Source organism: Gammaproteobacteria bacterium (genome assembly GCA_033344735.1).
In the GTDB taxonomy this organism is placed as follows: domain Bacteria; phylum Pseudomonadota; class Gammaproteobacteria; order UBA4575; family UBA4575; genus UBA1858.
The window spans coordinates 1,862,882-1,884,780 of the sequence record JAWPMW010000001.1 but is presented as its reverse complement, the minus strand read 5'-3'; the positions used below and the strand labels follow the sequence as shown (position 1 = coordinate 1,884,780).

General features: G+C 38.6%; 21 protein-coding genes. 11 read left to right on the top strand and 10 right to left on the bottom strand.

Annotation, left to right across the window (positions count from 1 at the left end; translation table 11 throughout):
• The 5 genes from R8G33_09670 to R8G33_09650 form a co-directional block, all read right to left on the bottom strand.
• Positions 1 to 222 (bottom strand): hypothetical protein, encoded by a 222-nt coding sequence (locus R8G33_09670; protein MDW3095927.1) that lies wholly within the window; start codon positions 220 to 222, stop codon positions 1 to 3.
• 290 nt (positions 223 to 512) lie between these two features.
• Positions 513 to 1,097, bottom strand: a complete 585-nt coding sequence (locus tag R8G33_09665; protein MDW3095926.1) for a hypothetical protein — start codon at positions 1,095 to 1,097, stop codon at positions 513 to 515.
• Positions 1,098 to 1,330: 233 nt separating this feature from the next.
• Positions 1,331 to 1,546 carry a hypothetical protein gene (locus R8G33_09660; GenBank protein ID MDW3095925.1) on the bottom strand — a complete coding sequence of 72 codons (216 nt, stop codon included), beginning with the start codon at positions 1,544 to 1,546 and terminating at the stop codon, positions 1,331 to 1,333.
• A 218-nt stretch (positions 1,547 to 1,764) separates the two neighbouring features.
• The gene (locus tag R8G33_09655; GenBank protein ID MDW3095924.1) at positions 1,765 to 2,193 is read right to left on the bottom strand and encodes a Fur family transcriptional regulator; all 429 of its coding nucleotides are present in this window, start codon (positions 2,191 to 2,193) and stop codon (positions 1,765 to 1,767) included.
• Between the two features lie 62 nt (positions 2,194 to 2,255).
• A complete protein-coding gene (locus R8G33_09650; GenBank protein ID MDW3095923.1) occupies positions 2,256 to 3,317 on the bottom strand; it encodes an FAD-dependent oxidoreductase in 1,062 nt (353 codons plus the stop codon).
• Between the two features lie 176 nt (positions 3,318 to 3,493).
• Between R8G33_09650 and R8G33_09645 the strand changes: the two genes are divergently transcribed.
• The 8 genes from R8G33_09645 to trmB all read left to right on the top strand — a co-directional run bounded on the left by R8G33_09645 (position 3,494) and on the right by trmB (position 11,684).
• Positions 3,494 to 3,907, top strand: coding sequence for a MarR family transcriptional regulator (locus R8G33_09645; GenBank protein MDW3095922.1), 414 nt, complete (start codon positions 3,494 to 3,496; stop codon positions 3,905 to 3,907).
• A gap of 172 nt (positions 3,908 to 4,079) precedes the next feature.
• A complete protein-coding gene (locus tag R8G33_09640; protein MDW3095921.1) occupies positions 4,080 to 5,309 on the top strand; it encodes a TIGR03088 family PEP-CTERM/XrtA system glycosyltransferase in 1,230 nt (409 codons plus the stop codon).
• Positions 5,310 to 5,441: 132 nt separating this feature from the next.
• Complete coding sequence (locus R8G33_09635) at positions 5,442 to 7,334, top strand: amidotransferase 1, exosortase A system-associated (protein ID MDW3095920.1); 1,893 nt, start codon at positions 5,442 to 5,444, stop codon at positions 7,332 to 7,334.
• A gap of 25 nt (positions 7,335 to 7,359) precedes the next feature.
• The gene (locus R8G33_09630; GenBank protein ID MDW3095919.1) at positions 7,360 to 8,436 is read left to right on the top strand and encodes a glycosyltransferase family 4 protein; all 1,077 of its coding nucleotides are present in this window, start codon (positions 7,360 to 7,362) and stop codon (positions 8,434 to 8,436) included.
• A 1-nt stretch (position 8,437) separates the two neighbouring features.
• Positions 8,438 to 9,814, top strand: coding sequence for an AMP-binding protein (locus tag R8G33_09625; GenBank protein MDW3095918.1), 1,377 nt, complete (start codon positions 8,438 to 8,440; stop codon positions 9,812 to 9,814).
• Positions 9,815 to 9,955: 141 nt separating this feature from the next.
• Positions 9,956 to 10,156 (top strand): sulfur carrier protein ThiS, encoded by a 201-nt coding sequence (gene thiS, locus R8G33_09620; GenBank protein ID MDW3095917.1) that lies wholly within the window; start codon positions 9,956 to 9,958, stop codon positions 10,154 to 10,156.
• Between the two features lie 68 nt (positions 10,157 to 10,224).
• On the top strand, positions 10,225 to 10,995 hold the full coding sequence (locus R8G33_09615) for a thiazole synthase (GenBank protein MDW3095916.1): 771 nt from the start codon (positions 10,225 to 10,227) through the stop codon (positions 10,993 to 10,995).
• Positions 10,992 to 11,684 (top strand): tRNA (guanosine(46)-N7)-methyltransferase TrmB, encoded by a 693-nt coding sequence (trmB, locus tag R8G33_09610; protein ID MDW3095915.1) that lies wholly within the window; start codon positions 10,992 to 10,994, stop codon positions 11,682 to 11,684. The genes R8G33_09615 and trmB overlap by 4 nt, the downstream gene beginning before the upstream one ends.
• A gap of 11 nt (positions 11,685 to 11,695) precedes the next feature.
• On the opposite strand, the gene sulP is transcribed toward trmB, so the two are convergent.
• The gene (gene sulP / locus R8G33_09605; protein ID MDW3095914.1) at positions 11,696 to 13,474 is read right to left on the bottom strand and encodes a sulfate permease; all 1,779 of its coding nucleotides are present in this window, start codon (positions 13,472 to 13,474) and stop codon (positions 11,696 to 11,698) included.
• 235 nt (positions 13,475 to 13,709) lie between these two features.
• Here sulP and R8G33_09600 point away from each other — a divergent pair, with 235 nt between their 5' ends.
• A complete protein-coding gene (locus R8G33_09600) occupies positions 13,710 to 14,741 on the top strand; it encodes an NADP(H)-dependent aldo-keto reductase (protein ID MDW3095913.1) in 1,032 nt (343 codons plus the stop codon).
• Here R8G33_09600 and R8G33_09595 read toward each other — a convergent pair.
• From R8G33_09595 to glyQ, 4 genes are read right to left on the bottom strand one after another with little or no spacing between them, the layout of a single operon-like run.
• The gene (locus R8G33_09595) at positions 14,738 to 15,457 is read right to left on the bottom strand and encodes a lysophospholipid acyltransferase family protein (GenBank protein ID MDW3095912.1); all 720 of its coding nucleotides are present in this window, start codon (positions 15,455 to 15,457) and stop codon (positions 14,738 to 14,740) included. The two genes, R8G33_09600 and R8G33_09595, sit on opposite strands and share 4 nt — an antisense overlap.
• A complete protein-coding gene (gmhB, locus tag R8G33_09590; GenBank protein MDW3095911.1) occupies positions 15,457 to 15,996 on the bottom strand; it encodes a D-glycero-beta-D-manno-heptose 1,7-bisphosphate 7-phosphatase in 540 nt (179 codons plus the stop codon). The genes R8G33_09595 and gmhB overlap by 1 nt, the downstream gene beginning before the upstream one ends.
• 16 nt (positions 15,997 to 16,012) lie before the next feature.
• The gene (gene glyS / locus R8G33_09585) at positions 16,013 to 18,082 is read right to left on the bottom strand and encodes a glycine--tRNA ligase subunit beta (protein ID MDW3095910.1); all 2,070 of its coding nucleotides are present in this window, start codon (positions 18,080 to 18,082) and stop codon (positions 16,013 to 16,015) included.
• An 8-nt stretch (positions 18,083 to 18,090) separates the two neighbouring features.
• Positions 18,091 to 18,972 carry a glycine--tRNA ligase subunit alpha gene (gene glyQ, locus R8G33_09580; protein MDW3095909.1) on the bottom strand — a complete coding sequence of 294 codons (882 nt, stop codon included), beginning with the start codon at positions 18,970 to 18,972 and terminating at the stop codon, positions 18,091 to 18,093.
• A gap of 858 nt (positions 18,973 to 19,830) precedes the next feature.
• On the opposite strand from glyQ, the gene glnA reads away from it, so the two are divergent.
• Together glnA and R8G33_09570 are read left to right on the top strand one after the other, a co-directional pair.
• Positions 19,831 to 21,240 (top strand): glutamate--ammonia ligase, encoded by a 1,410-nt coding sequence (gene glnA, locus R8G33_09575; protein MDW3095908.1) that lies wholly within the window; start codon positions 19,831 to 19,833, stop codon positions 21,238 to 21,240.
• An 87-nt stretch (positions 21,241 to 21,327) separates the two neighbouring features.
• Complete coding sequence (locus R8G33_09570; GenBank protein ID MDW3095907.1) at positions 21,328 to 21,882, top strand: DUF4124 domain-containing protein; 555 nt, start codon at positions 21,328 to 21,330, stop codon at positions 21,880 to 21,882.
• The last annotated feature ends 17 nt before the right edge of the window (positions 21,883 to 21,899 follow it).

Below are 21,899 nucleotides of genomic sequence, written 5' to 3'. Positions count from 1 at the left end.
CTAAATTATCACACTGAGCTGGTAAATAAAAACTGCAGTTATAAGTGCTAATAGCAATAAAGATTTATTGTTTCTAGAAAGACCTTTGCTGTTGTGATTCTTTTTATCTGTGTTATCAACTACTGCACTCTTCTGAACACTAGTTTCATGCTCACGAATTTTTACCTCAAAATTATTTAATGAGATATTTGGATTAACAACAGTTTCTTCTAATTGATCCATACTCTGTATACTCGTCCTTGGAAATTGACATCCATGTCTAGTAGTTCCTTGTGATGTTATTAAATCTAAATTTAGCTATGATTTATGGTTTATTGATCACATTTTATATGGGCGTAGCCAAATGAGTGCAGTTATGTGTCAAAAACTTGAAGTTTCTCTCATAAATAGACACTTTATTGGATATGAAAATAAATTCTTTGAGTATTTTGAGTGAGTTAGTTAAATGTGAGCTCCTTCAAATTAATATCTTTTTTAGTCAAAAATGTAGATGAGTGGTATTCTCGTCGACATTATTTAAAAGCGGGATTATATTTTTGATTCCACAATGTATATATAGAAGAAAATTGTTCGTTTTTCTCAATCGGTTCGCTACTTTCAATTTTTATATTCGCTAACGCGGGTGCAGGTATTTCATTACACTCAGTATCTGTAAAATCTTGTAGCGGCGGGATATTATCGTGAGTGATTTCCTTGTCTGTAGTATCTTTTAGCTTTTCAAGTTCAGATAGAATTGTTAGATTCTGATCATTTGTAGCCTCGTTAAATTCACCTAGTAACTCACGCGAATAATAGGTACAACGATTAAACACAGTTGTTCGGCTGCTTCCCATTGTAATGTCGGATAATGTTAGCCGCTTAATTAAATGTTCAGTTGCAGAATGCTTTTCTTGTCCTAAGTATGTAATAGACTCTAGATAACACTCAGTTAAGTGATTTAATATATGTAAAAGTAAGACTTCATCAAGTTGGTCAATTTTAGATTTATAGTCTTTCTCGAATAATAAAATTAGACAGCAGAGTTTATTTCGTGCCTGCTTATCATTACTTTCTGATGAGTTTAAATAGTTTAACGCCTGACGACTCAATGAGTTCATCGTGTAGTTCCTTCTATATGTAGTGTAGTAGCTTTATGCCAAACGTCATTTTGCGTTTGATCTTATTACACTCGATCGTATTGTTCAGAAGGAAATTGCGCTGTGAAATGAGTCGCAATATAGACAGCGAAAGAATTACTACTTCAAAGAATTTATCATTAAATTAATAACTTATTTTAAGTATATCTAGCATCACCTCGCTAACTCAATATTATTAAAAGAGTTTTAGATATTTAATCTAATTCATGACGAAGATATTCAATTTCAGACAGATATTTATTATTTGTCACTTTTAGAATCAAAATTAATTTTTCTAATTTTGCTTTGACATTCTTTTTATGCGACTCACTTGGGTTGATACTGTCTTCATACTCAAAAAAACTTTCTAGAGTATCCTGCATTAGTAAGCCTAGTTGTGACTCATCATTTTTATTTATTCTATGTTTCATTATCATGCTCCCTGCCATGCACGAAATTTATACAGCTAATTTGTCATGAAAAAAAATGTGAAAATGAGAGCAAATTCAAAAATAATGATTATTACAATTTTATTAAATAATTGTTAAAAGTTAAAACATATCTGTATTTAAAGAAGTTCCTAACGATAACTTATTAGCTTTGAAACAGTTACTCGAGTGAGAAAAGAAAATGATGTGGTTAAAATAATTTAAGATTTGCGTAGGCGGATAATTACATCAACATCCTCTAAAATTGTCCCGTCAGGCAATTCAGGTAACTGCCCAATTTTAACTTGATTAGCTGAAATATCTTCTAGTACGCCTGTGTCAATATGATATAGATGGTGGTGTTTATCTAGATTGGTATCATAAAATACTTTGCTTGCCTCAATAACTACTTCATGTAGTAAACCCTTACTGGCAAATAGTCCTAGTGTGTTATAAACGGTCGCTTTAGAGACCTCTTCATTTTCTTTATTGACCATAGACAACACTTGCTCTGCAGAGACATGTTGTGCCTTAGCAAAAAGAGCCTCACCAATGCGAATGCGTTGTAGTGTTGGGGTAATGCCATGAGAGCGCAGATATGCCGCAACCTGTGGGCTGCCATGGATAAACTTTGAAGGTGCCAATGTCATGGCGGCATTATAGCCAGAATTTAGAATAAGTCTATTTATCAGATTAGTTATATTATGGACAGTTAGTAATTTTGAATTGCAAAATCTCGTTCATCCTGGCTAAGTGAATCACCACTGTCCATAATCCACTTGCAAATGATATGTGCAGATTCAGGCGCCATAGCAACCCCATAACGAAAATGTCCACAGCTTAAATATAGTCCTTTGATTTCAGGGTGAGGGCCAATTGTAGGAATATTATTAGGTGAACCCGGTCTTAGCCCTGCCCACTGATGGACGATTGGAAACTTACTGAGTTCTGGAAGCATCGAAATAGAATTTTCCCATAAAGCATCACGTGCGATATTAGTAATACTTTTATCATAGCCAACTTTTTCCAGAGTACTACCGGCGATGATCAGCCCATCTTTGCGTGGTATTAAGTAATGTCCATTATGATAAGTAATGTGATTAAGTAATCCTGGTATCGCCTGTATTGCAATAACTTGCCCCTTTATTGGTGTTATTGAAGGGATATGAGCTGCGTGAGTCGAATTAGCTAATTCAGGCAGCCAAGCTCCATTGGCCCATATAGCCTTATGCGTTTTAATATTTCCAATGGAGGTATCTATAGCAACCACTTGATTGTTTTTGAGATGTAAATTATTTACAGATGTATTGCTAAGTAAAGTGACGTTATTTTCGTTAAGGCTTTTTATCAAAGCTTTAATTACTTTTGGCATCCTAACTTGAGCTATCTCTGGTAAATGAAAGTGTTGTCTTTGTAGGTCATTAGAATGCTCGTATTTCAACTTGTGGTTTATGCACCAATCTTGAATGCTATCACTACACCTGCCAAAGATAGTTAAACCGCATTTCCAGTATTCAATATCAATATTCGTTTGTACTAATAGCCTGTTAGCTAGGGTATCGTATTCATTAGATGAATTTGCTGTCAGCAGCAGCACTTGTTTTTGGTAATCCCATGGGAGTAGTGGTGTGAGAATACCTCCCGCTACCCAAGAACTTTCTTTGCCAAATTCTCCTCTATCTATAAGTGTTATATTAATGCCACGTTGCGCCAATAGATAGGCACTATATAAACCTATTATACCTCCGCCGATGATCACTAAGTCAGATTTCACTGTAAATTAGCCAGATTGTTATAAAAATGAATTGATAGTGCCGATGACTATCTTGAAAGACAATGATTCAATTCGTAAAACATTGTTAAATATGGTTAACATTTAATGCATTCAAATAATAACACTGTGATAATAATTGAAAGTTAAAAAATTGTTTCATCAGTAAGGATTTAAAAATGATCACAGCACGCGAATTTAATAAAGAAATAGTACCTAAAAAACTGACTGACTTACGTTCCCCTGCAAAAGATCGTGCTAATTTATTAGTTGATTTAACTGTTATGTCGCGACAAGTAGGATACTCTATAAGCAAAAAAGTATCTCGATTTGGTATCAATTATAATTTGTGGCAAGTGCTAGTGACGCTATGGAGCGAACATGCAGTGACACCCGCAGCAGTCGCTCAACACTTACAAGTTGAGCCGGCAACCATCAGTCGCTATTTGGATCAATTGGAGTCCTTAGATTATATTACTCGTGAGCGCAGTAAAACAGATCGACGCGTCGTGGATGTAGTATTGACACCTAGAGGAAATAAGGCTGTCAAAGCTGGTCTAATGGAATTAGATGAATTAAGTAAATCTTTCTAAAACAAAATTCTGATATTTCAATTTGTGCCTATATCCTAAGGTAGTCACAAGTTTCTAAAAAATAGCCTATACCTGTACTCGGTATTGGGGTTAATGCGATGTAATCAAAGTTTTTTTGTATATCCACAAGGTATAATTGAGCAATTATTGACCTTGGATATACACGTTTACCATGCAAGTCAAAGCACTTGATACAGCAGCGTCACTTTCAAATTCTCGAGTTGACGTAAAACCTCCACTGATCGCACATATATTATATCGCTTTGCTGTGGGTGGTTTGGAAAATGGTGTTGTTAATCTAATTAATCGCATACCAGAAGATAATTATCGTCATGTAATTATATCTCTCACAGATGCTACAGAATTTAAGCATCGTTTAAAACGCAAAGATGTCGAAATCTATTGTTTAAATAAAAAGCCTGGACATGATTTAGGCTTATATTTTCGTTTATGGAAGCTACTCAGAAGACTAAAGCCTGCGATCACACATACTCGTAATTTAGCAGCATTAGAAATGGTTGCTATTGCTATGTTAGCAGGGGTAAAACGCCGAGTGCACAGCGAGCATGGTTGGGGTATGAGTGACTTAAATGGTGCTAATCGTAAATACCGCATGTTAAGGAGATTCATGAGTGTGCTGGTGCACCGCTATATTGGTTTGTCTAAACATATAGTCAATTATTTAAACCAAGATGCTGGTATTCCAAAAGAGAAATTAACCCAAATTTACAATGGTGTTGATGCTGACCGATTCTGCTTTAGCCTAAAACAGGCTACTGATCTATCTGCATTCCCAGAAGGTTTTATCACACAAAATACTATTCTAATTGGTACTGTTGGGAGAATGGAACCAGTTAAAGATCAACTCACACTAGTCGACGCATTCATTCAGTTAGCAAGACGAAGTAACTATCAACAAAAAAATTTACGCTTAGCTATTATTGGTGATGGTGAATTAAGGCCTCAGGCGCAAGCTAAATTAGATGCTGCTGATTTGTCCGCCCAGGCTTGGTTACCAGGCAGTCGAGATGACGTGAATTCATTAATGAGCAGTATGGATATATTTGTACTGCCATCTCGTAATGAAGGTATTTCCAATACCATACTTGAGGCAATGGCCAGTGGGTTACCAGTTATCGCAACTAGAGTAGGGGGTAACCCTGAATTGGTCGTTGAAGGTACAACTGGGGTACTGGTGCCATCTGAGAATGTAGGTGAAATGACGAATGCATTAGAAGCATATGTAGAGAATGAGCAAAAAAGACAGGCAGATGGTCAAGCTGCGCGTGAATTAATTGCTGAACGGTTTCGTTTAGAACATATGGTGGATAAATACATATCTGTTTATGACGATATCATGTTAATTAATATTAGGCCAAAAGAAGAGCTAACTAATGAATAGTAAAAATTAATGACTAGGCTGCAAGAATAACTGTACTACTGGAAATTCTTAGAAACAGAAACATCATAAACTGTCACTTCAATATGACCAGCAATAAAATCAATTAACAAAATATAATAACGGACAAACTACATGTGCGGAATAACCGGGATATTTGATACTAAAGCTAAGCGTTCGATTGACAAGAATGTTCTCTCTCGTATGAATGACTCACAATATCATCGTGGCCCTGATCAAGATGGATTACATATAGAAGAAGGCGTGGGGTTAGGACATCGTCGCTTATCAATCATTGATATCTCAAGTGGTAAACAACCGCTCTACAATGAAGATAACTCAGTAGTAGTAGTATATAACGGCGAAATATATAATTTTCCTGAGCTCGCAGAAGAGTTACAAAAGGCAGGACATACATTTAGGACTCGCTGTGACACAGAAGTTATTGTGCATGCATGGGAGCAATGGGGCGAGGCTTGTGTAGAAAGATTTAGAGGGATGTTTGCTTTTGCAATCTGGGATAAAAATAAAGAAACATTTTTTATGGCCCGTGACCGTCTAGGGATCAAACCACTTTATTATTCAATATTACCAGATGGGAAGTTAATTTTTGGATCAGAGCTTAAATCTCTAATGGTGTATCCGCAATTAGGAAGAGACATTGATCCTTATTCTGTTGAAGATTATTTTGCCTATGGCTATGTGCCAGAACCTAAGACAATATTTAAAAATACTTATAAGTTATCGCCAGGCCATAGTTTAACAGTTAAGCGTGGTGCGCCTATTCCACAACAAAAAGAATACTGGGATGTACCATTTAATTTGCACCCCGTTATGGATGAATCTGAAGTTAGTGAAGAATTACTTAGGCATCTAAAAGAAGCGGTCGATATTAGGTTAGTCGCAGAAGTGCCATTAGGGGCATTTTTATCAGGAGGGGTAGATTCAAGTGCAGTTGTAGCAATGATGGCAGGCTTAAATGAATCTGCAGTCAATACATGTTCAATCTCATTTGGCGACCCTAAATTTAACGAAGCATCATATGCGCAGCAGATTGCTGACCAATACAAAACTGATCACCGTGTAGAACAAGTTGATCCTAACGATTTTGATTTAGTCGGAAAGTTAGGTGGTTTGTACGATGAACCATATGCAGACAGTTCTGCGATGCCAACTTATCGCTTATGTGAGCTCGCAAGAAAAAATGTCACTGTGGCATTATCTGGAGATGGAGGTGATGAAAATTTTGCAGGTTATCGTCGTTATCGTTGGCATAACTATGAAGAGCGTATTCGATCTGCATTACCGTTAGGGCTTAGAAGGCCTGTGTTTGGTACTTTAGGTAATCTTTATCCTAAAGCTGATTGGGCGCCAAAAATATTCCGCGCTAAAACTACGTTTGAAGCAATGGCACGAGACACATGTCAGGGCTACCTACATAGTGTGAGTTTATTTAGCGACAAACAAAGAGAGTCGTTATTTAATAAATCGTTTAAAAATGAACTTCAAGGTTACAATGCAGTAGAGGTATTACGTCACCACGCGAACCGTGCACCAACAGACCACCCCTTATCACTTGTGCAGTATATGGATATGAAAACCTATTTGGTGGGTGACATATTAACTAAAGTTGATCGAGCCAGCATGGCGCATTCACTAGAAGTACGCGTACCTTTATTAGATCACAAGTTTGTAGAATGGATTTCTGGTTTGCCACCTCATATGAAATTAAAGGGTACTGAGGGTAAATATATATTTAAGAAATCACTTGAGTCTCATTTATCTCAGGATATTCTATATCGTAAAAAAATGGGTTTTGGCGTGCCTCTAGCAAGCTGGTTCCGTGGCCCTCTTAAAGAAAAAGTTACCTCAGCTATTTTGGGTGAAAAATTGGCTAGTACCGGCATGTTTGAGGAAAAGTACCTAAACCAGTTAGTAAGTCAACACCAATCTGGTGTACGTGACTATAGCGCACCAATTTGGACATTATTAATGTTTGAGTCTTTCTTAGATCGTTTGAATACATAGGCATAACACACTATTAAGTGATGCAATGGGTAATTCTTTACAAATAGGATTGGTTGGACCACTACCACCACCTTCAGGTGGGATGGCTAATCAAACGTTACAATTAGCTAAATTACTCAGAGAAGAAAAAGTACAAGTCGATGTCGTGCAAACAAATGTTGCATACAAACCTATTTGGATAGGAAAAATTCCAGTTATACGGGCATTTTTTAGATTGTTTTTTTACATTATTAAACTATGGAGCGTTGCGGGTCGCGTAGATTTATTTCACATTATGGCTAACTCAGGGTGGTCATGGCATTTGTTTACAGTTCCAGCAGTTTGGATAGCTAAATTACGTGGTGTCCCAACAGTGATTAATTACAGAGGCGGTGAAGCAGAAAAATTTTTCAGCAAATCATTTAAGTATGTTAAGCCAACATTGAATGCGAGTTCTAAAATAATTGTTCCCTCGCTTTTTTTAGAGAAAGTGTTTAGTAAAAGAGGCATTACAACACAAATTATTGCTAACATTATTGACCTAGATCGTTTCAATGCAAGAAAAGAGCAACAAGAGAAATATTTGCCACATTTACTTGTAGCAAGAAATTTAGAACTTATATATGACAATGAAACAGCAATTAGAGCATTTAAAGAAATATTAGATTCTTATCCTAATGCAAAACTTACAATTGCTGGCACAGGGCCCGAACGAGATAACTTAAAATCATTAGTACAAGAGCTGGGCATCGCGAAACAAGTTAAATTTACAGGTCGAGTTGATACTCAGGAGATGCCAGCATTGTATCAATCTGCGGATGTAATGTTAAACCCAAGTCGTGTAGACAATATGCCAAATTCAATTTTAGAGGCATTGGCAAGTGGTGTACCGGTTGTTAGTACAAATGTCGGCGGAATTCCATATATGGTTGAGCACGAGAAGACAGCACTGCTTGTAGATCCGGAGGATCCGGTAGCTATGGCGAGTGAAATTTGCAGGGTGCTGGAAGATAAACGCTGCCAACAGCAATTGGTAAGCTCGGGATTAATTTTAGTTAAGCAGTTTTCTTGGTCTGAGGTAAGCCGACACTGGTTGTCCTTATACAAAATGTTAGCAGCTTAATATGAGTGATCCATTAAAAATAAGGCAACACTCAGATGCTTATACAACTATTGCATCAAGGCTATTATTTCCATTGCATGAAAAACTGAAAAAGCACGTAACTGTCAATGCGCTTAAGAAGCTTGAAAGTAGTCAATGGCAAACGCCAGAGCAAATTAAACAACTACAACTACAACGCCTGCGTGAATTGTTAAATCATGTCTATATCAATGTGCCTTTCTTTAAGGATTTGTTTACACAATTAAGTTTTGATCCCGAAAAGGTGAATTCGTTAGATGCGCTAACGAAATTACCATTTTTGACTAAAGCGATTATTCGTGAAAATTCAGAACGTTTAAAATCTAATATTCCTGACAATCTTGCTAAGTTTAATACTGGCGGTTCAAGTGGTCAGCCATTGGTTTTTTATATTGGCAATGAACGAGTCAGTCATGATGTTGCAGCAAAGTGGCGAGCAACACGTTGGTGGGGTGTCGATATTGGTGATCCTGAGTTAGTTGTTTGGGGGTCACCTATAGAATTAGGTGCGCAAGATAAAGTACGTTTAATTCGAGATAAGTTATTACGTACAAAGCTATTGCCTGCCTTTGATATGTCTGATGAAAAACTGCAGGGTTTTATCAAAGAGATTATTGATTATAAACCCAAGATGTTGTTTGGTTACCCTTCAGCACTAGGGCGAATTGCTAAGTATGCCCATGAGCATTCTATTGATATGACGCGGATAGGCATCAAAGTTGTATTTGTCACATCAGAATATCTATATCCAGAGCAACGGCATTTAATTGAAAAATGCTTCGGGTGTAAAGTTGCCAATGGCTATGGTGGACGTGATGCGGGATTCATCGCGCATGAATGCCCCTCAGGCAATATGCATATAACGGCTGAAGATATTATAGTTGAAATTATCGATCCTCAGGGGCAACCGGTTGAGATTGGTAAGTCAGGCGAGATAGTTGTTACACACCTGGCAACTAAAGGTTATCCGTTTATTCGCTATCGTACGGGTGATATTGGTGTGCTAGATGACATGCAATGTGCATGTGGGCGTGGGCTACCCATACTAAAAGAAATTCAAGGGCGTACGACAGATTTTGTGGTTAGCCAAAACGGTAGTGTTATGCATGGGCTTGCATTGATATACGTACTCAGAGAAATTACTAGCATTAATGAATTTAAAATAGTTCAAGAAACTAAAGACGCAACACGAATTTACTTAATAGTGAATAGCGACTTTACCGAAATTGATAGATCTGAAATTATTAAAGGTTTTAAAGCGCGTTTAGGCGAGGGGGTCGAGATTAATATTGAATGTGTGGATAAAATTCCTGTAGAAAAGTCAGGTAAATTCAGATATGTAATCAGTCACGCTATATAAGTAAGGCCAATTTCAGTAACTTAAACTCCAAGGTTGCAAGCTGAATCCTAAATTTCGTCGAATAAAATAAACTTAGAAGTAACAGAAAGCTTTTTAATCCTGTAAAATCAGAAGTTACCGTGACGAACTGATCTGAACACTATGGAAATTATATTGAATGGAGAAGCTACACAGATTCTCGATCAATGCTCGGTTACAAGAGTTTTAGAGATGCTAGAATTGAAGGACTGCAGAGTAGCTGTTGAGGTTAATCGGGAAGTGATACCTCGTACTCAGCATAGTCATTTTACTTTATCACCAGGTGATCGAGTTGAGATCATTCAAGCTGTTGGCGGCGGTTAATAAATCTTTACAATCATATTTTTATAGAAGAAATTTGCAGAGTGGAAATAACACAGACGCCCTGGAAAATGGGCCAACGTCAATTCAATTCTCGATTACTAGTAGGCACAGGTAAGTATCGAGATTTTGAGCAAACTAGAGAGGCGATTGTTGCTAGTGGTGCAGAAATTGTCACAGTAGCATTGCGTCGTACCAATATTGGTCAAGAAGCAGGACAAGAAAATTTACTAGATTATATTCCGGCAGATGAATTTACTATTCTCCCTAATACTGCTGGCTGTTTTACTTGCGAAGATGCGGTACGTGTATGCAAATTGGGTAGAGAGTTATTAGATGGTCATTCATTAGTTAAGTTGGAAGTCCTCGCTGATAAAACTACATTATTTCCAAATGTAATTGATACTATTAAAGCTGCAGAAATTTTGGTTAAGGATGGCTTTGAAGTAATGGTGTATACCAATGATGATCCGATCATAGCGAAGACACTAGAAGAAATTGGCTGTGCATCAATCATGCCGTTAGCAGCACCAATTGGCTCGGGTCTGGGAATTCGCAATCCTTATAATATCGTTACAATCATTGAAAATTCAAAAGTACCAGTGATAGTAGACGCCGGTGTAGGAACTGCATCAGATGCAGCAATCGCGATGGAGTTGGGCTGTGAGGGTGTGTTAATGAATACTGCTATTGCGGAAGCAACGTATCCTGTAACGATGGCGACAGCAATGAATCACGCAATTGTGGCAGGCAGACTAGCATATCTAGCGGGACGTATGTCTAAACGTAGATTTGCATCTGCATCTTCACCTATCGAAGATACCATTTCCGCTAAACGTTGAAACATCCGCAAACACCTCCTCGACGAACAAATCGAAGCTTTGTCATTCGAGAAGGAAGATTTACAAATGCACAGAAAAAAGCATTTGATGAATTATGGCCGATATACGGGATCCCCATCGATGATGTATCAAAATATGTTAGCAATGACTGGTTTATAAAAGATCAACCGCTGATACTTGATGTGGGGTTTGGGAGTGGTGATTCCTTGCTGGCACTCGCTCAACAACGACCAGACTTGAATTTTGTTGGAGTAGAAGTATACAGGCCAGGGATCGGTGCGGTACTGCGTAAAATACATTTACAAGAATTAGAGAATGTACGTGTAATTAAAGCAGATGTCATGCAGATGCTGCGAACAAAATTTATGTCGAATGAATTGTTAGGCGCAATGGTTTGGTTTCCAGATCCTTGGCCAAAAACTCGCCACCATAAACGCAGGTTAATTCAGAAAGAGTTTTTGCTGGAAATTACTAGAGTTATACAAGTAAATGGTGTCTTGCATTTAGCTAGTGACTGGCAGCCATATGTGGAGTTTATGACTAAAAATGTCGCTAATGTAAAAAATCTTATCCCGACTAATTCTTCTATAAACCCACTAGGGCTAGATCGCCCGCCCACGCGTTTCGAACAGCGCGGGCTTAGAATTGGACATCAAGTGACAGACTTAATATATCGCATAGAAAAATAGTGAATAAGACTCTATGAGCTTTTCATTGTGCAGGCAGGACAACCTTCCTGAGTAGATAAAGGACAGCTATCTTCCTGACAGTCTTCAATCTTACTCCATGCAAAATCAATCGCCTGTTGTTCTGTATGACAGAAGTGGTCAATCCATGCATCGCTGGCAAAGCCGGTACGTAGAAATATATCCATCACCTGCTTCTTAGTTCGGCAAAATAAGAATTCAATACCTAAGCCATGTAATCTTAAAGCTAGTTGATGCAGCATTTCTTCACCAGTTGCATCAATCTCGTTAATACCCTCAGCGTCAATAATAATAAATTTTAAATCAGGTTTAGAAGCAACTCGTTCTAAGACTTTTTCTTCGAAATAGCCTGTGTTTGCAAAAAATAGTGAACCGTCAAAACGCAAGATAGAAATTTTGGGGCAGGTTTTAAGGATGTTTGATTCAGCATCAGCAAGGCTGCCATCACTTTGCATTGCTAAAACAGCGATTCTTGGGCGCATGGTGCGGTACATGTATAAGCCCATGGAAAGAACAACGCCCACTAATATACTTAACTCTAAATGAGGAGCTAACAATAGAGTTAGAATAAATGTAATCATTGCTACGATGGCATCATGTTTCTGCACTCGCCACGCATATTTAATTGGCTTAAACTTAATTAAATTAAAAACAGCAAGAATAATTACTGCGGCCAATGTTGGTTGAGGCAGGTGATACAGTAGGGGAGTTAAAAATAGCAGTGTGATCATAACTAACAATCCACTTGCTATCGCAGCAAATCCAGTTTTCGCGCCAGCGCTTAAGTTTACTGCTGAACGAGAAAATGAACCAGAAACTGCATAACCCTGGAATAAACTAGAAGTTATATTTGCAAGTCCTTGCCCTACTAACCCTTGATTTGCATCTAAACGCTGACGAGTTTGTGCCGCTATTGCCTTAGCAACTGAGATAGCTTCTGTGAAACCAATTAAGCCAATGGCAATTGCATTGGTAAGTAACTGAGTAGCTATTTGTAGATCAATATCTGGAAAAGCAAAGCCAGGTAAGCCTTGGGGAATTGTTCCGACCACCTTACCGCCAATTTGCTCATAATTTAGTAACCATGATGCCACTGTAGTAATTACAACGGCGGTTAAGACGCCCGGTATTTTAGGGGCAAATTTCTTTAGCAGAATCATTATTGCTAATGCTGCGATACTAAAAGCAACCGTGGGCATATGAGTGTGATGATATGCCTGTTCAATAATTCTCCAGACAGTCTCATAGTGATGTTCAGCTCTTTCGGCAGTCACTCCAAATAATTTTCCCAACTGTGAGGTGGCAATGATTATTGCGGCACCATTTGTAAAGCCCACGACCACAGGGTGAGAGAGAAAATCCACGAAAAATCCCAGTTGTAATAACCCAAGGGATAACTGAAATACTCCTACCATTAAGGCCAGCATGACAGCGTATGCTGCATATTGAGCAGGATCACCAGAGGCAAAAGGGGCTAGTGCAGCGGCGGTTAGTAAGGAAACTACCGCGACCGGACCTGTATGTACTTGTCGTGAAGACCCCATTAATGAAGCCATCATAACCGGCAGGAACGAAGCATATAAACCGTAATATGGAGGTAGTCCGGCTAATTGCGCATACGCCATTGACTGAGGAATTAATACTAAAGCGACGGTAACACCTGCAATCAGATCAGCTTTAAGGACTTGTGGGTCTTTCAATTCATGGATCCATCCACGAAATGGCAAAAAACGTTTAGTAAGTCTCTGTGATATCAGATTTAATAAGTTCAACGAAAATCCTTCTTTCTGACTTAGTCGGGTAACTATAGTGGGGTTTTAACGAATTCAAACAATAGGTCAAGGCAAAAATTGTTGGGAAATAGTTGCATAATCCTAGGGTTGGAAATTCTAGCATATTAGAGATGGCTTATGGTCTAGAATAATGAATCGCTGTGTCTAATATTTGAAATATTTATTTCTAATAAAGTTTGGCCACTGATCTTTAAATTTCTGAATTGGATTAAGTATGGAATATAACAAATTAGGAAATTCTGACCTTAGAGTTAGTAAAATTTGTTTGGGGACTATGACATTTGGAGAACAAAATAGTGAACTAGAAGCACATCAACAGCTTGATTATGCTTTAGCTCATGGGGTCAATTTCATTGATACTGCTGAAATGTATCCAGTACCACCTCGCCAACAGACCCAGGGTATAACAGAGGCCTATATTGGTACCTGGCTGCACAAAGAAAAATCTAGGGATAAAGTAATAATAGCTAGTAAGGTTGCTGGTCCTGGCATGATGGATTATTTGCGCAACGGTGCAAAGCTAGTACGTAGCCAAATGCAACAAGCACTCGAAGAGAGCCTGCGGCGACTACAAACTGATTATATAGACCTTTATCAGATTCATTGGCCAGCCCGCAACACAAATTTTTTTGGCAAACTTGGTTATCAATATGATGAAACAAATTCAACACCTATAAAAGAAACCTTAGAAGTACTTAATGACTTTGTTGAATCTGGCAAGATTCGTTATATCGGTATTTCAAATGAAACACCCTGGGGTGTAATGCAGTATCTAATGTTGTCAGAAAATAATTCATGGCCACGTATTATTTCAATCCAAAACCCCTATAGTTTACTAAACCGGACTTTTGAAGTTGGTTTGGCAGAATTTTCTCAAAGGGAAAAAGTAGATTTGTTAGCGTATTCTCCGTTGGGCTTTGGTGTGCTAACAGGCAAATATCTGCAAAAAAATGATCTCAGTAAAGCACGCTTAACGTTATTTGAAGGCTACACACGCTATAGTAATCAGCAATCTAAATTTGCAACAGAAAAATATGTCGCTTTAGCAAAAAAAAATGGCTTATCTGCAACGCAAATGGCATTAGCTTATGTAAATAGCCGGCCTTTTCTAAGCAGCAATATTATAGGTGCAACATCAGTTGACCAATTAGCAGAGAATATTGACAGTATCAATGTGACGTTATCTTCAGAGGTGGTAGAGGGCATTGAGGCTATTCATCGTCAAATTCCTAATCCAAGCCCTTAATTAACAAGTTTAAGTTTAAGCTGGGCACGAGTCTCTTTTAACCACGTGGCATAGCGTTCTCGTAATTGTTCTGCAGTTTGATCTTGAGTAGGAAATGGTTTGCCGATGTGTAAGTGAATTGTTCCAGGGGATTTTAAAAATCCGTTGCGCGGCCATAAACGGCCCGCATCATGGGCTACTGGCAGTATGTAGGTATTAGATTTTTTGGCGAGAACAAATCCGCCTATCTTAAGTGGTCTTTCTTCATCATAAGGGATACGTGTTCCCTCTGGGAATATTATAATAAAGCGACCTAAGTTTAATTTATCTTTCCCGTCTTTTATTAACTGAATGAAGGATTTTTTACCTTGCTTGCGATCAAGCGCGATAGGCTGAGTTGAAGCAATACCCCAGCCGAACAATGGAACATATAATAATTCTTTTTTAATCACCCAAGTAAGGGTTGGAAAAATTGATGGATACGCAAGAGTCTCCCAGGTGGATTGGTGGTTAGACATAATGACACAAGCTTTTTCTGGAATGTTTTCTAAGCCTGATATCTCATAGTGAATGCCACACGTGAATTTTGCCCAGCGAACATTGAAAGTGCACCAGCTAGATACAATCGCAAAACATATGTGATAAGGGAGTAGACGCGCGAGGATACAAGGAATAACCCACAGGCAGGTTGAAATAGTCATGCCTAATAAAAATATCAATGAACGTATAAAGCGCATTAGCTATCCGATAGTTGCTTTAGTAATGAGTCAACAGCATCATACAAATTTTCGTGAACCTGGACATGGCTCGGAACCTCGCCACTATTGAGTGTTGATGTGCCTTTTCCTGTTCTAACTAATACTGGTATTGCATCAACGGCGATTGCAGCCTCTAAATCACGCATGGCATCGCCAATAAATGGTGTAACCTCTAAATTGATATGAACACGGTTTGCAATATCAATAAGTAAACCTGGATTGGGCTTGCGGCATGGGCCAGTTAAAAACGGGCAAAAGAAAAAACCGTTAATTCGACCGCCCAAGCTTTCAGCTTCATGCAGTAATTTTTTATGCATGGCACAAAGAGTATTGTAATCAAATAAACCATAAGCTATGCCAGACTGATTGCTAGCAATAAATACCTTAATTCCAGCTTTTGTCAGGCGAGCGATTGCTTCAAGGCTACCATCAATTGCATGCCATTCTTCGGGGGACTTTATATAATCAGGACTGTCGTGATTAATCACACCGTCGCGATCAAGAATTACTGCTTCCATAACAACGGGCGTTATATCAACTTTGTAATAGAGAAATGTCAGCTACCGTTGTGAATAAACGGCGAACATTGGCTAGTAGTGCAATTCGATTATCACGAATATTTTCTCTTTCATCCATAACCATGACATCATCAAAAAAAGTATCAATAGTAGATCTTAGTTGTGCTAAGTCAGTTAAGGCTTCAGCATAGTGGCGAGAAACAAATTTTGGTGTCACCACTTTCTCAAGCGCTGATAATTGTTTATACAACTCTTGCTCAGCTATTTCAGAAAATAAACTACTATCAATTTTGTTATTTACACTACCTGTCTTTTTGAGAATATTACTAATACGCTTATTTGCAGCTGCTAAACTGTCAGCTTCCGGCAACGCACGAAATGTTTGGACAGCATCTATACGTTCATTAAAGTCTAACAAGCGAGTCGGCTTTAAGCTTCGTACGGCTTCAAAGGTATCAGGATTCACTCCTTGATCAATGAGGTAACCTCGCAGCCTTTCTATAATAAACTCAAATACTTCTTCAGCACTGTCTGATGTTTTTAATTTAGCATCCAGAGATGATGCGGAATCTACTAACAAACTCAGCAAGTCATAATCGACGTTTCTTTCAATTGATATACGAATCACACCTAAGGCGGCACGGCGTAATGCATATGGATCCTTAACGCCGCTAGGTTTTTTGCCCGTAGCAAAAATACCAACGAGAGTATCAATGCGGTCACATAGTGCGACAACTTGTCCATCAATGCTGGAAGGAAGTGAACTACCAGACTGCAAAGGCTGGTAATGCTCTCCTATAGCGGTAGCAACTTCAACTGATTCGTTATCATTGTGCGCATAATAACGGCCCATAATACCCTGCAACTTGGGGAACTCATTGACCATGTCGCTCACTAGGTCTGCTTTGCAAAGTAGTGCAGCACGAGCAGCATCTTTATTGTCAATGTCTATTTGTTTGCATAAAGCTTTTGTAAGACTTGAAACTCGTTGTGATTTTTCTAGTAATGATCCTAGCTGCTTTTCAAACAGAATCCCTTGTAAGTCATTTGTTCTACTTTCTAATGATTTCTGTTTATCCCTTTCCCAGAAGAATTTTGCATCATCAAATCTAGGTTTAATGACGCGTTCATTACCATGTTTAATAGTGTCGGGATTTCTGCTTTCAATGTTAGCGATAGTGATGAAAAGCGGTAGTAATTTTCCATCTTGCTTGGAAAATAGTGGAAAATATCTCTGTGCATCTTGCATTGTTACCACTAGCGCTTCTTGTGGGATATCGAGGAATGCTTCAGAAAACTCACCCACAATAATCGTTGGCCATTCTACCAAGTTAGTGACTTCTTCTAGTAGGGCGTCGCTGAAATTCAAATCAGCATTATTTTTATGCGCGCACTCTTCTAGTAGTAAGCGAATTTTATTTTCTCGTTCCGAAAAATCAGCAATTACTTTTGCGCCAATTAACAGTGACTGGTAATCATTTGCGTGTGATAGCGCGATTGCCTGCGGCGCATGGAAGCGGTGCCCAAAAGTTGTGTTAGATGAGCTAATACCTTTTATCTTGCAAGCAACTACTTCATTACCATACATAACTGTTATCCAGTGTATGGGGCGAACGAATTCAACGTCGCTACTACCCCAGCGCATTGGCTTTGGGATTGGTAATTTAATTAAGCCTTGTTCAATTACTTCTGGTAAGACTTGCTGAATTGATTTGCCATTGGCCCGTGATTTGAAATACAGCCAGGAACCTTTATCAGTTTCAATAGTTTGTAAATCTTGTATGTCTACACCACAAGAATTTGCAAAACCAATAGCTGCTTTTGTTGGTTGCCCTTCCTTATCATAGGCTGCTTTAATCGCTGGGCCTTTGCGCTCAATATTCTGTTCGGGTTGCTCGGCACTGGCATCTGAAATGATTAAGGCTAATCGACGTGGAGTTACAAATGGTTTTACTTTTGTGAAAGTGAAGCCAGATTCAGAGAGTTGAGATGAAATATAACTAGCAAAAGTGTCGCTTAAATTTTTTGCTGCTGTAGGAGGTAATTCCTCAGTGCCGATCTCAATTAATAATGTATTTGTGCCCATGTGTATAGTTACTTGTTGAGCAGAGGAAAGCCGATGCTTTCTCTTGACCCAAGATATGTAGTAGCGACCAATCTAGCTAAAGTTCGAATACGTAATATGTACTGCTGCCTTTCGGTCACGGAAATAACTTGTCGTGCATCTAGTAAATTAAATACGTGTGATGCTTTTAACACTTGCTCATATGCTGGGAGTGGTAAGGAGTTTTCAATTAAGCGATTACATTCCGCTTCACTGGCATCAAACTCATTAAATAAATGTTTAGTATCGGCATATTCAAAATTATATTTCGATTGTTCAATTTCATTTTGGTGAAAAATATCACCATAACTAACATCATTATTCCAATCTAACTGATAAATATTGTCTTTGCCCTGAAGGTACATGGCTAGACGCTCCAGACCATACGTAATCTCACCAGTCACAGGCTGGCAATTAATTCCCCCGACTTGTTGGAAGTAAGTAAATTGAGATACCTCCATGCCGTTTAACCACACCTCCCAGCCTAAGCCCCATGCCCCTAAAGTTGGAGATTCCCAATTGTCTTCAACAAAACGAATGTCATGCTCTAGTGGGTCAATACCAAGTTGTTGCAATGATTGAAGATATAACTCCTGGATGTTGTCCGGAGATGGCTTAAGTACTACCTGGAATTGGTAGTAGTGCTGCAATCGATTTGGGTTGTCACCATAGCGACCATCAGTAGGTCTTCGACAAGGTTGAGGATATGCTGCTTTCCAGGGTTCAGGTCCGATTGACCTCAGGAACGTCCCGGGATGAAAAGTGCCCGCACCCATTTCTTTATCAAAAGGCTGAAGTAAAGCGCATCCTTGGTCGGCCCAATATTTTTGCAGATTTAGAATGAGTGTTTGGAAACTTATTGAGTAGCTCACGGGACTTACGTGTTCATATCTTGAGAGGCGAGAATTGTACCGTGTACATAAATGAATACGAGTATTATTTTGCCAGAGTGTGGCTAGAGTGGGGTTTTAAGATAATTTAAGTGCGGAACTTTAAAGATTCTGTCACAAGACATCCATGTCTTGACAGATTTCATCCTGAAACAAAAGATCATCCATGAAATCCCAAGTCCTTGCGCGTAATTTGCCATCCTTAGCAAATCATGCCCTCCCTGAGCTTGAGACTTATCCTAGAAAGCTCATGTCTCTAACTCAATTCAACATCCTGTTTTAATTAAGCTTGGCATCCCGCCTAGACATCACACTATTAATGCTTTTAGAGCTACTGATATATGAGCAAGTGCTGTGCCAGAGTTAGTTAGATAGATTAAGAAGAAAAATGTAACTCATTGAATAAAATCACTATAATGATAGTGAAAGGCGTGAAAAATCGGACAGAAATACAAGTTTTGATAAAATTTAATGTAACGGAACTAGTTCACATTTAAGCATTTTCTGGCGATTGTTGACAAATTATGGCCGTAAAGATGACAGCGTTGGTAATTTACTTTATAAGAAGACATTAAGGGAGATTAGATCGCTTCAAATTTGTGCAACTCGATTAGTTATTAAATATATGCACTAAAATAACGCATTTATTATTTTACTGCACCGTAATAGAGCATAAATATAACAAATTGCTTGGCCTCCTACTTCGTTCGTAGCTAAGTGCTTGTTTTTAGCCACTAATTGACTGGCATATATCATGCTTAGTCCCAATGACAATAAAAACCATAATAAACTCGGCCACATTACCGGTTAATTAATATATCAAACAATAGGAGTCTCTAAATGTCCGCAGGTGATGTTTTAAAAATGATAAAAGATAACGACGTGCGTTACGTCGATTTTCGCTTTACTGATACACGCGGGAAAGAGCAGCATGTATCTGTCCCTTCTCATACTATTGATGAGAGTATATTTGAATCAGGAAAAATGTTTGATGGTTCATCAATTGCGGGATGGAAGGGAATCAACGAGTCAGACATGATCTTAATGCCTGATGCAGATTCAGCTGTGATGGATCCATTCTTCAGCGATCCTACTTTAATTTTACGCTGCGATATTCTAGAACCTGCCACTATGCAGGGGTATGGGCGAGATCCTCGTTCAGTGGCTAAGCGAGCAGAAGAATATTTAAAATCATCAGGTATTGGTGATACTGCTTATTTTGGTCCAGAACCTGAGTTTTTCGTATTTGACGATGTGCGTTGGAAAAATGAAATGTCAGGGTGTTCATTTGAAATTGATTCTGAAGAGGCTGCTTGGGCTTCTTCTAAAGATCATCCAGATGGTAATATCGGCCATCGTCCAGGAGTCAAGGGCGGTTACTTTCCGGTACCTCCAGTAGATTCATTGCAAGATATTCGTTCAGCGATGTGCCAGGTAATGGAAGAAATGGGTGTTGAAACAGAAGTGCATCACCACGAAGTGGGTACTGCAGGTCAATGCGAAATTGGCACTAAATTCAATACTTTAACTACACGAGCAGATCACAATCAAATACTAAAATATGTCGTTTTAAATGTTGCACATAATTACGGTAAAACCGCGACATTTATGCCAAAGCCTTTAGTGGGTGATAATGGTAATGGCATGCACGTGCATATGTCATTAGCAAAAGATGGTGAAAATTTATTTGCAGGAGATAAATACGGCAATCTTTCACAAACCGCACTCTACTACATTGGTGGTATTCTTAAGCATGCGAAAGCGATCAATGCATTTGCAAACGCATCAACGAATAGTTACAAGCGCTTAGTACCTGGCTTTGAAGCACCAGTGATGTTGGCTTACTCTGCACGAAATCGCTCTGCATCAATCCGAATTCCTTATGAGTCAAATCCAAAAGGTAGACGAATTGAAGTACGTTTTGGCGACCCAACAGGTAACCCTTACCTGACATTTGCATCAATGCTGATGGCCGGTCTAGATGGTATACAAAACCAAATTGACCCAGGAGACGCCAATGACAAGGATTTATATGACTTGCCACCTGAAGAAGATGCAGCCATACCAAAAGTATGTTCATCTCTAGATGAAGCATTAGATGCACTGGATAAAGATCGTGATTTCTTAAAAGCGGGCGGTGTATTTACTGATGATGCGATTGATGGCTATATTGAGCTTAAAATGGAAGAGGTAACGGCGCTACGACAGGCGACTCACCCAATCGAATTTGATATGTATTACAGCTGTTAAGTTAAAAATTCACTTTTGATCGTAAAAACGCCCCTTATAGGGGCGTTTTTTTTGCAACCATCTTTAAAATTGTGTATCTAAAGAAGTATGAATAAACGTGGTTCAAATGTAATAAAACCGATTTTAATTATCATAGTATGTTTGATGGTGATTAGCGCCCATGCAGAGCTGTTTAAATGGAAAGATGCAGATGGGAATCTCATTTATTCAGATCAGCCACCTCCAGGCAAAAACAAGGCCGAAAGTGAAGTAGCGAAAGAAGAATTACCTCAGATAATTTCGGTACCAGCACCTAAAATTTCAAATGCTACTGAATCTAGTTCTGCTAAACGTTCTAATGACACTGTAAAATATAAGGAACTCATAATAGTAGAGCCTGCTCATGATGTGGCCATACGAGAAAATTCAGGAAATGTGCAGATAAGTGTGCGAGTTCTACCTGATAACTTCGCAGATACAGGTGCTATCTTGGCAATTTATATGGATGGAGTTGAAATCTCTAAAGGGCTCCAAACTTCTGTTAAATTGATGAATGTAGATCGTGGTACACACACACTCAAAGCTGAATTAATGAACTCAGCCGGACATGTTGTGAAAGCCACTAGACCAACAGTATTCCATCTCCTGCGCCACCATAATTAATTCCAATAGCGCGAAAA

Coding starts and splice junctions, on each gene's coding strand:
- R8G33_09615 (MDW3095916.1), top strand. CDS start 10,225: ATGGGCCAACGTCAATTCAATTCTCGATTACTAGTAGGCACAGGTAAG.
- R8G33_09640 (MDW3095921.1), top strand. CDS start 4,080: ATGCAAGTCAAAGCACTTGATACAGCAGCGTCACTTTCAAATTCTCGA.
- glyS (MDW3095910.1), bottom strand. CDS start 18,082: ATGGGCACAAATACATTATTAATTGAGATCGGCACTGAGGAATTACCT.
- R8G33_09600 (MDW3095913.1), top strand. CDS start 13,710: ATGGAATATAACAAATTAGGAAATTCTGACCTTAGAGTTAGTAAAATT.
- R8G33_09665 (MDW3095926.1), bottom strand. CDS start 1,097: ATGAACTCATTGAGTCGTCAGGCGTTAAACTATTTAAACTCATCAGAA.
- R8G33_09655 (MDW3095924.1), bottom strand. CDS start 2,193: ATGACATTGGCACCTTCAAAGTTTATCCATGGCAGCCCACAGGTTGCG.
- gmhB (MDW3095911.1), bottom strand. CDS start 15,996: ATGGAAGCAGTAATTCTTGATCGCGACGGTGTGATTAATCACGACAGT.
- R8G33_09635 (MDW3095920.1), top strand. CDS start 5,442: ATGTGCGGAATAACCGGGATATTTGATACTAAAGCTAAGCGTTCGATT.
- glnA (MDW3095908.1), top strand. CDS start 19,831: ATGTCCGCAGGTGATGTTTTAAAAATGATAAAAGATAACGACGTGCGT.
- R8G33_09660 (MDW3095925.1), bottom strand. CDS start 1,546: ATGAAACATAGAATAAATAAAAATGATGAGTCACAACTAGGCTTACTA.
- thiS (MDW3095917.1), top strand. CDS start 9,956: ATGGAAATTATATTGAATGGAGAAGCTACACAGATTCTCGATCAATGC.
- R8G33_09625 (MDW3095918.1), top strand. CDS start 8,438: ATGAGTGATCCATTAAAAATAAGGCAACACTCAGATGCTTATACAACT.
- R8G33_09595 (MDW3095912.1), bottom strand. CDS start 15,457: ATGCGCTTTATACGTTCATTGATATTTTTATTAGGCATGACTATTTCA.
- R8G33_09570 (MDW3095907.1), top strand. CDS start 21,328: ATGAATAAACGTGGTTCAAATGTAATAAAACCGATTTTAATTATCATA.
- R8G33_09630 (MDW3095919.1), top strand. CDS start 7,360: ATGGGTAATTCTTTACAAATAGGATTGGTTGGACCACTACCACCACCT.
- R8G33_09645 (MDW3095922.1), top strand. CDS start 3,494: ATGATCACAGCACGCGAATTTAATAAAGAAATAGTACCTAAAAAACTG.
- R8G33_09670 (MDW3095927.1), bottom strand. CDS start 222: ATGGATCAATTAGAAGAAACTGTTGTTAATCCAAATATCTCATTAAAT.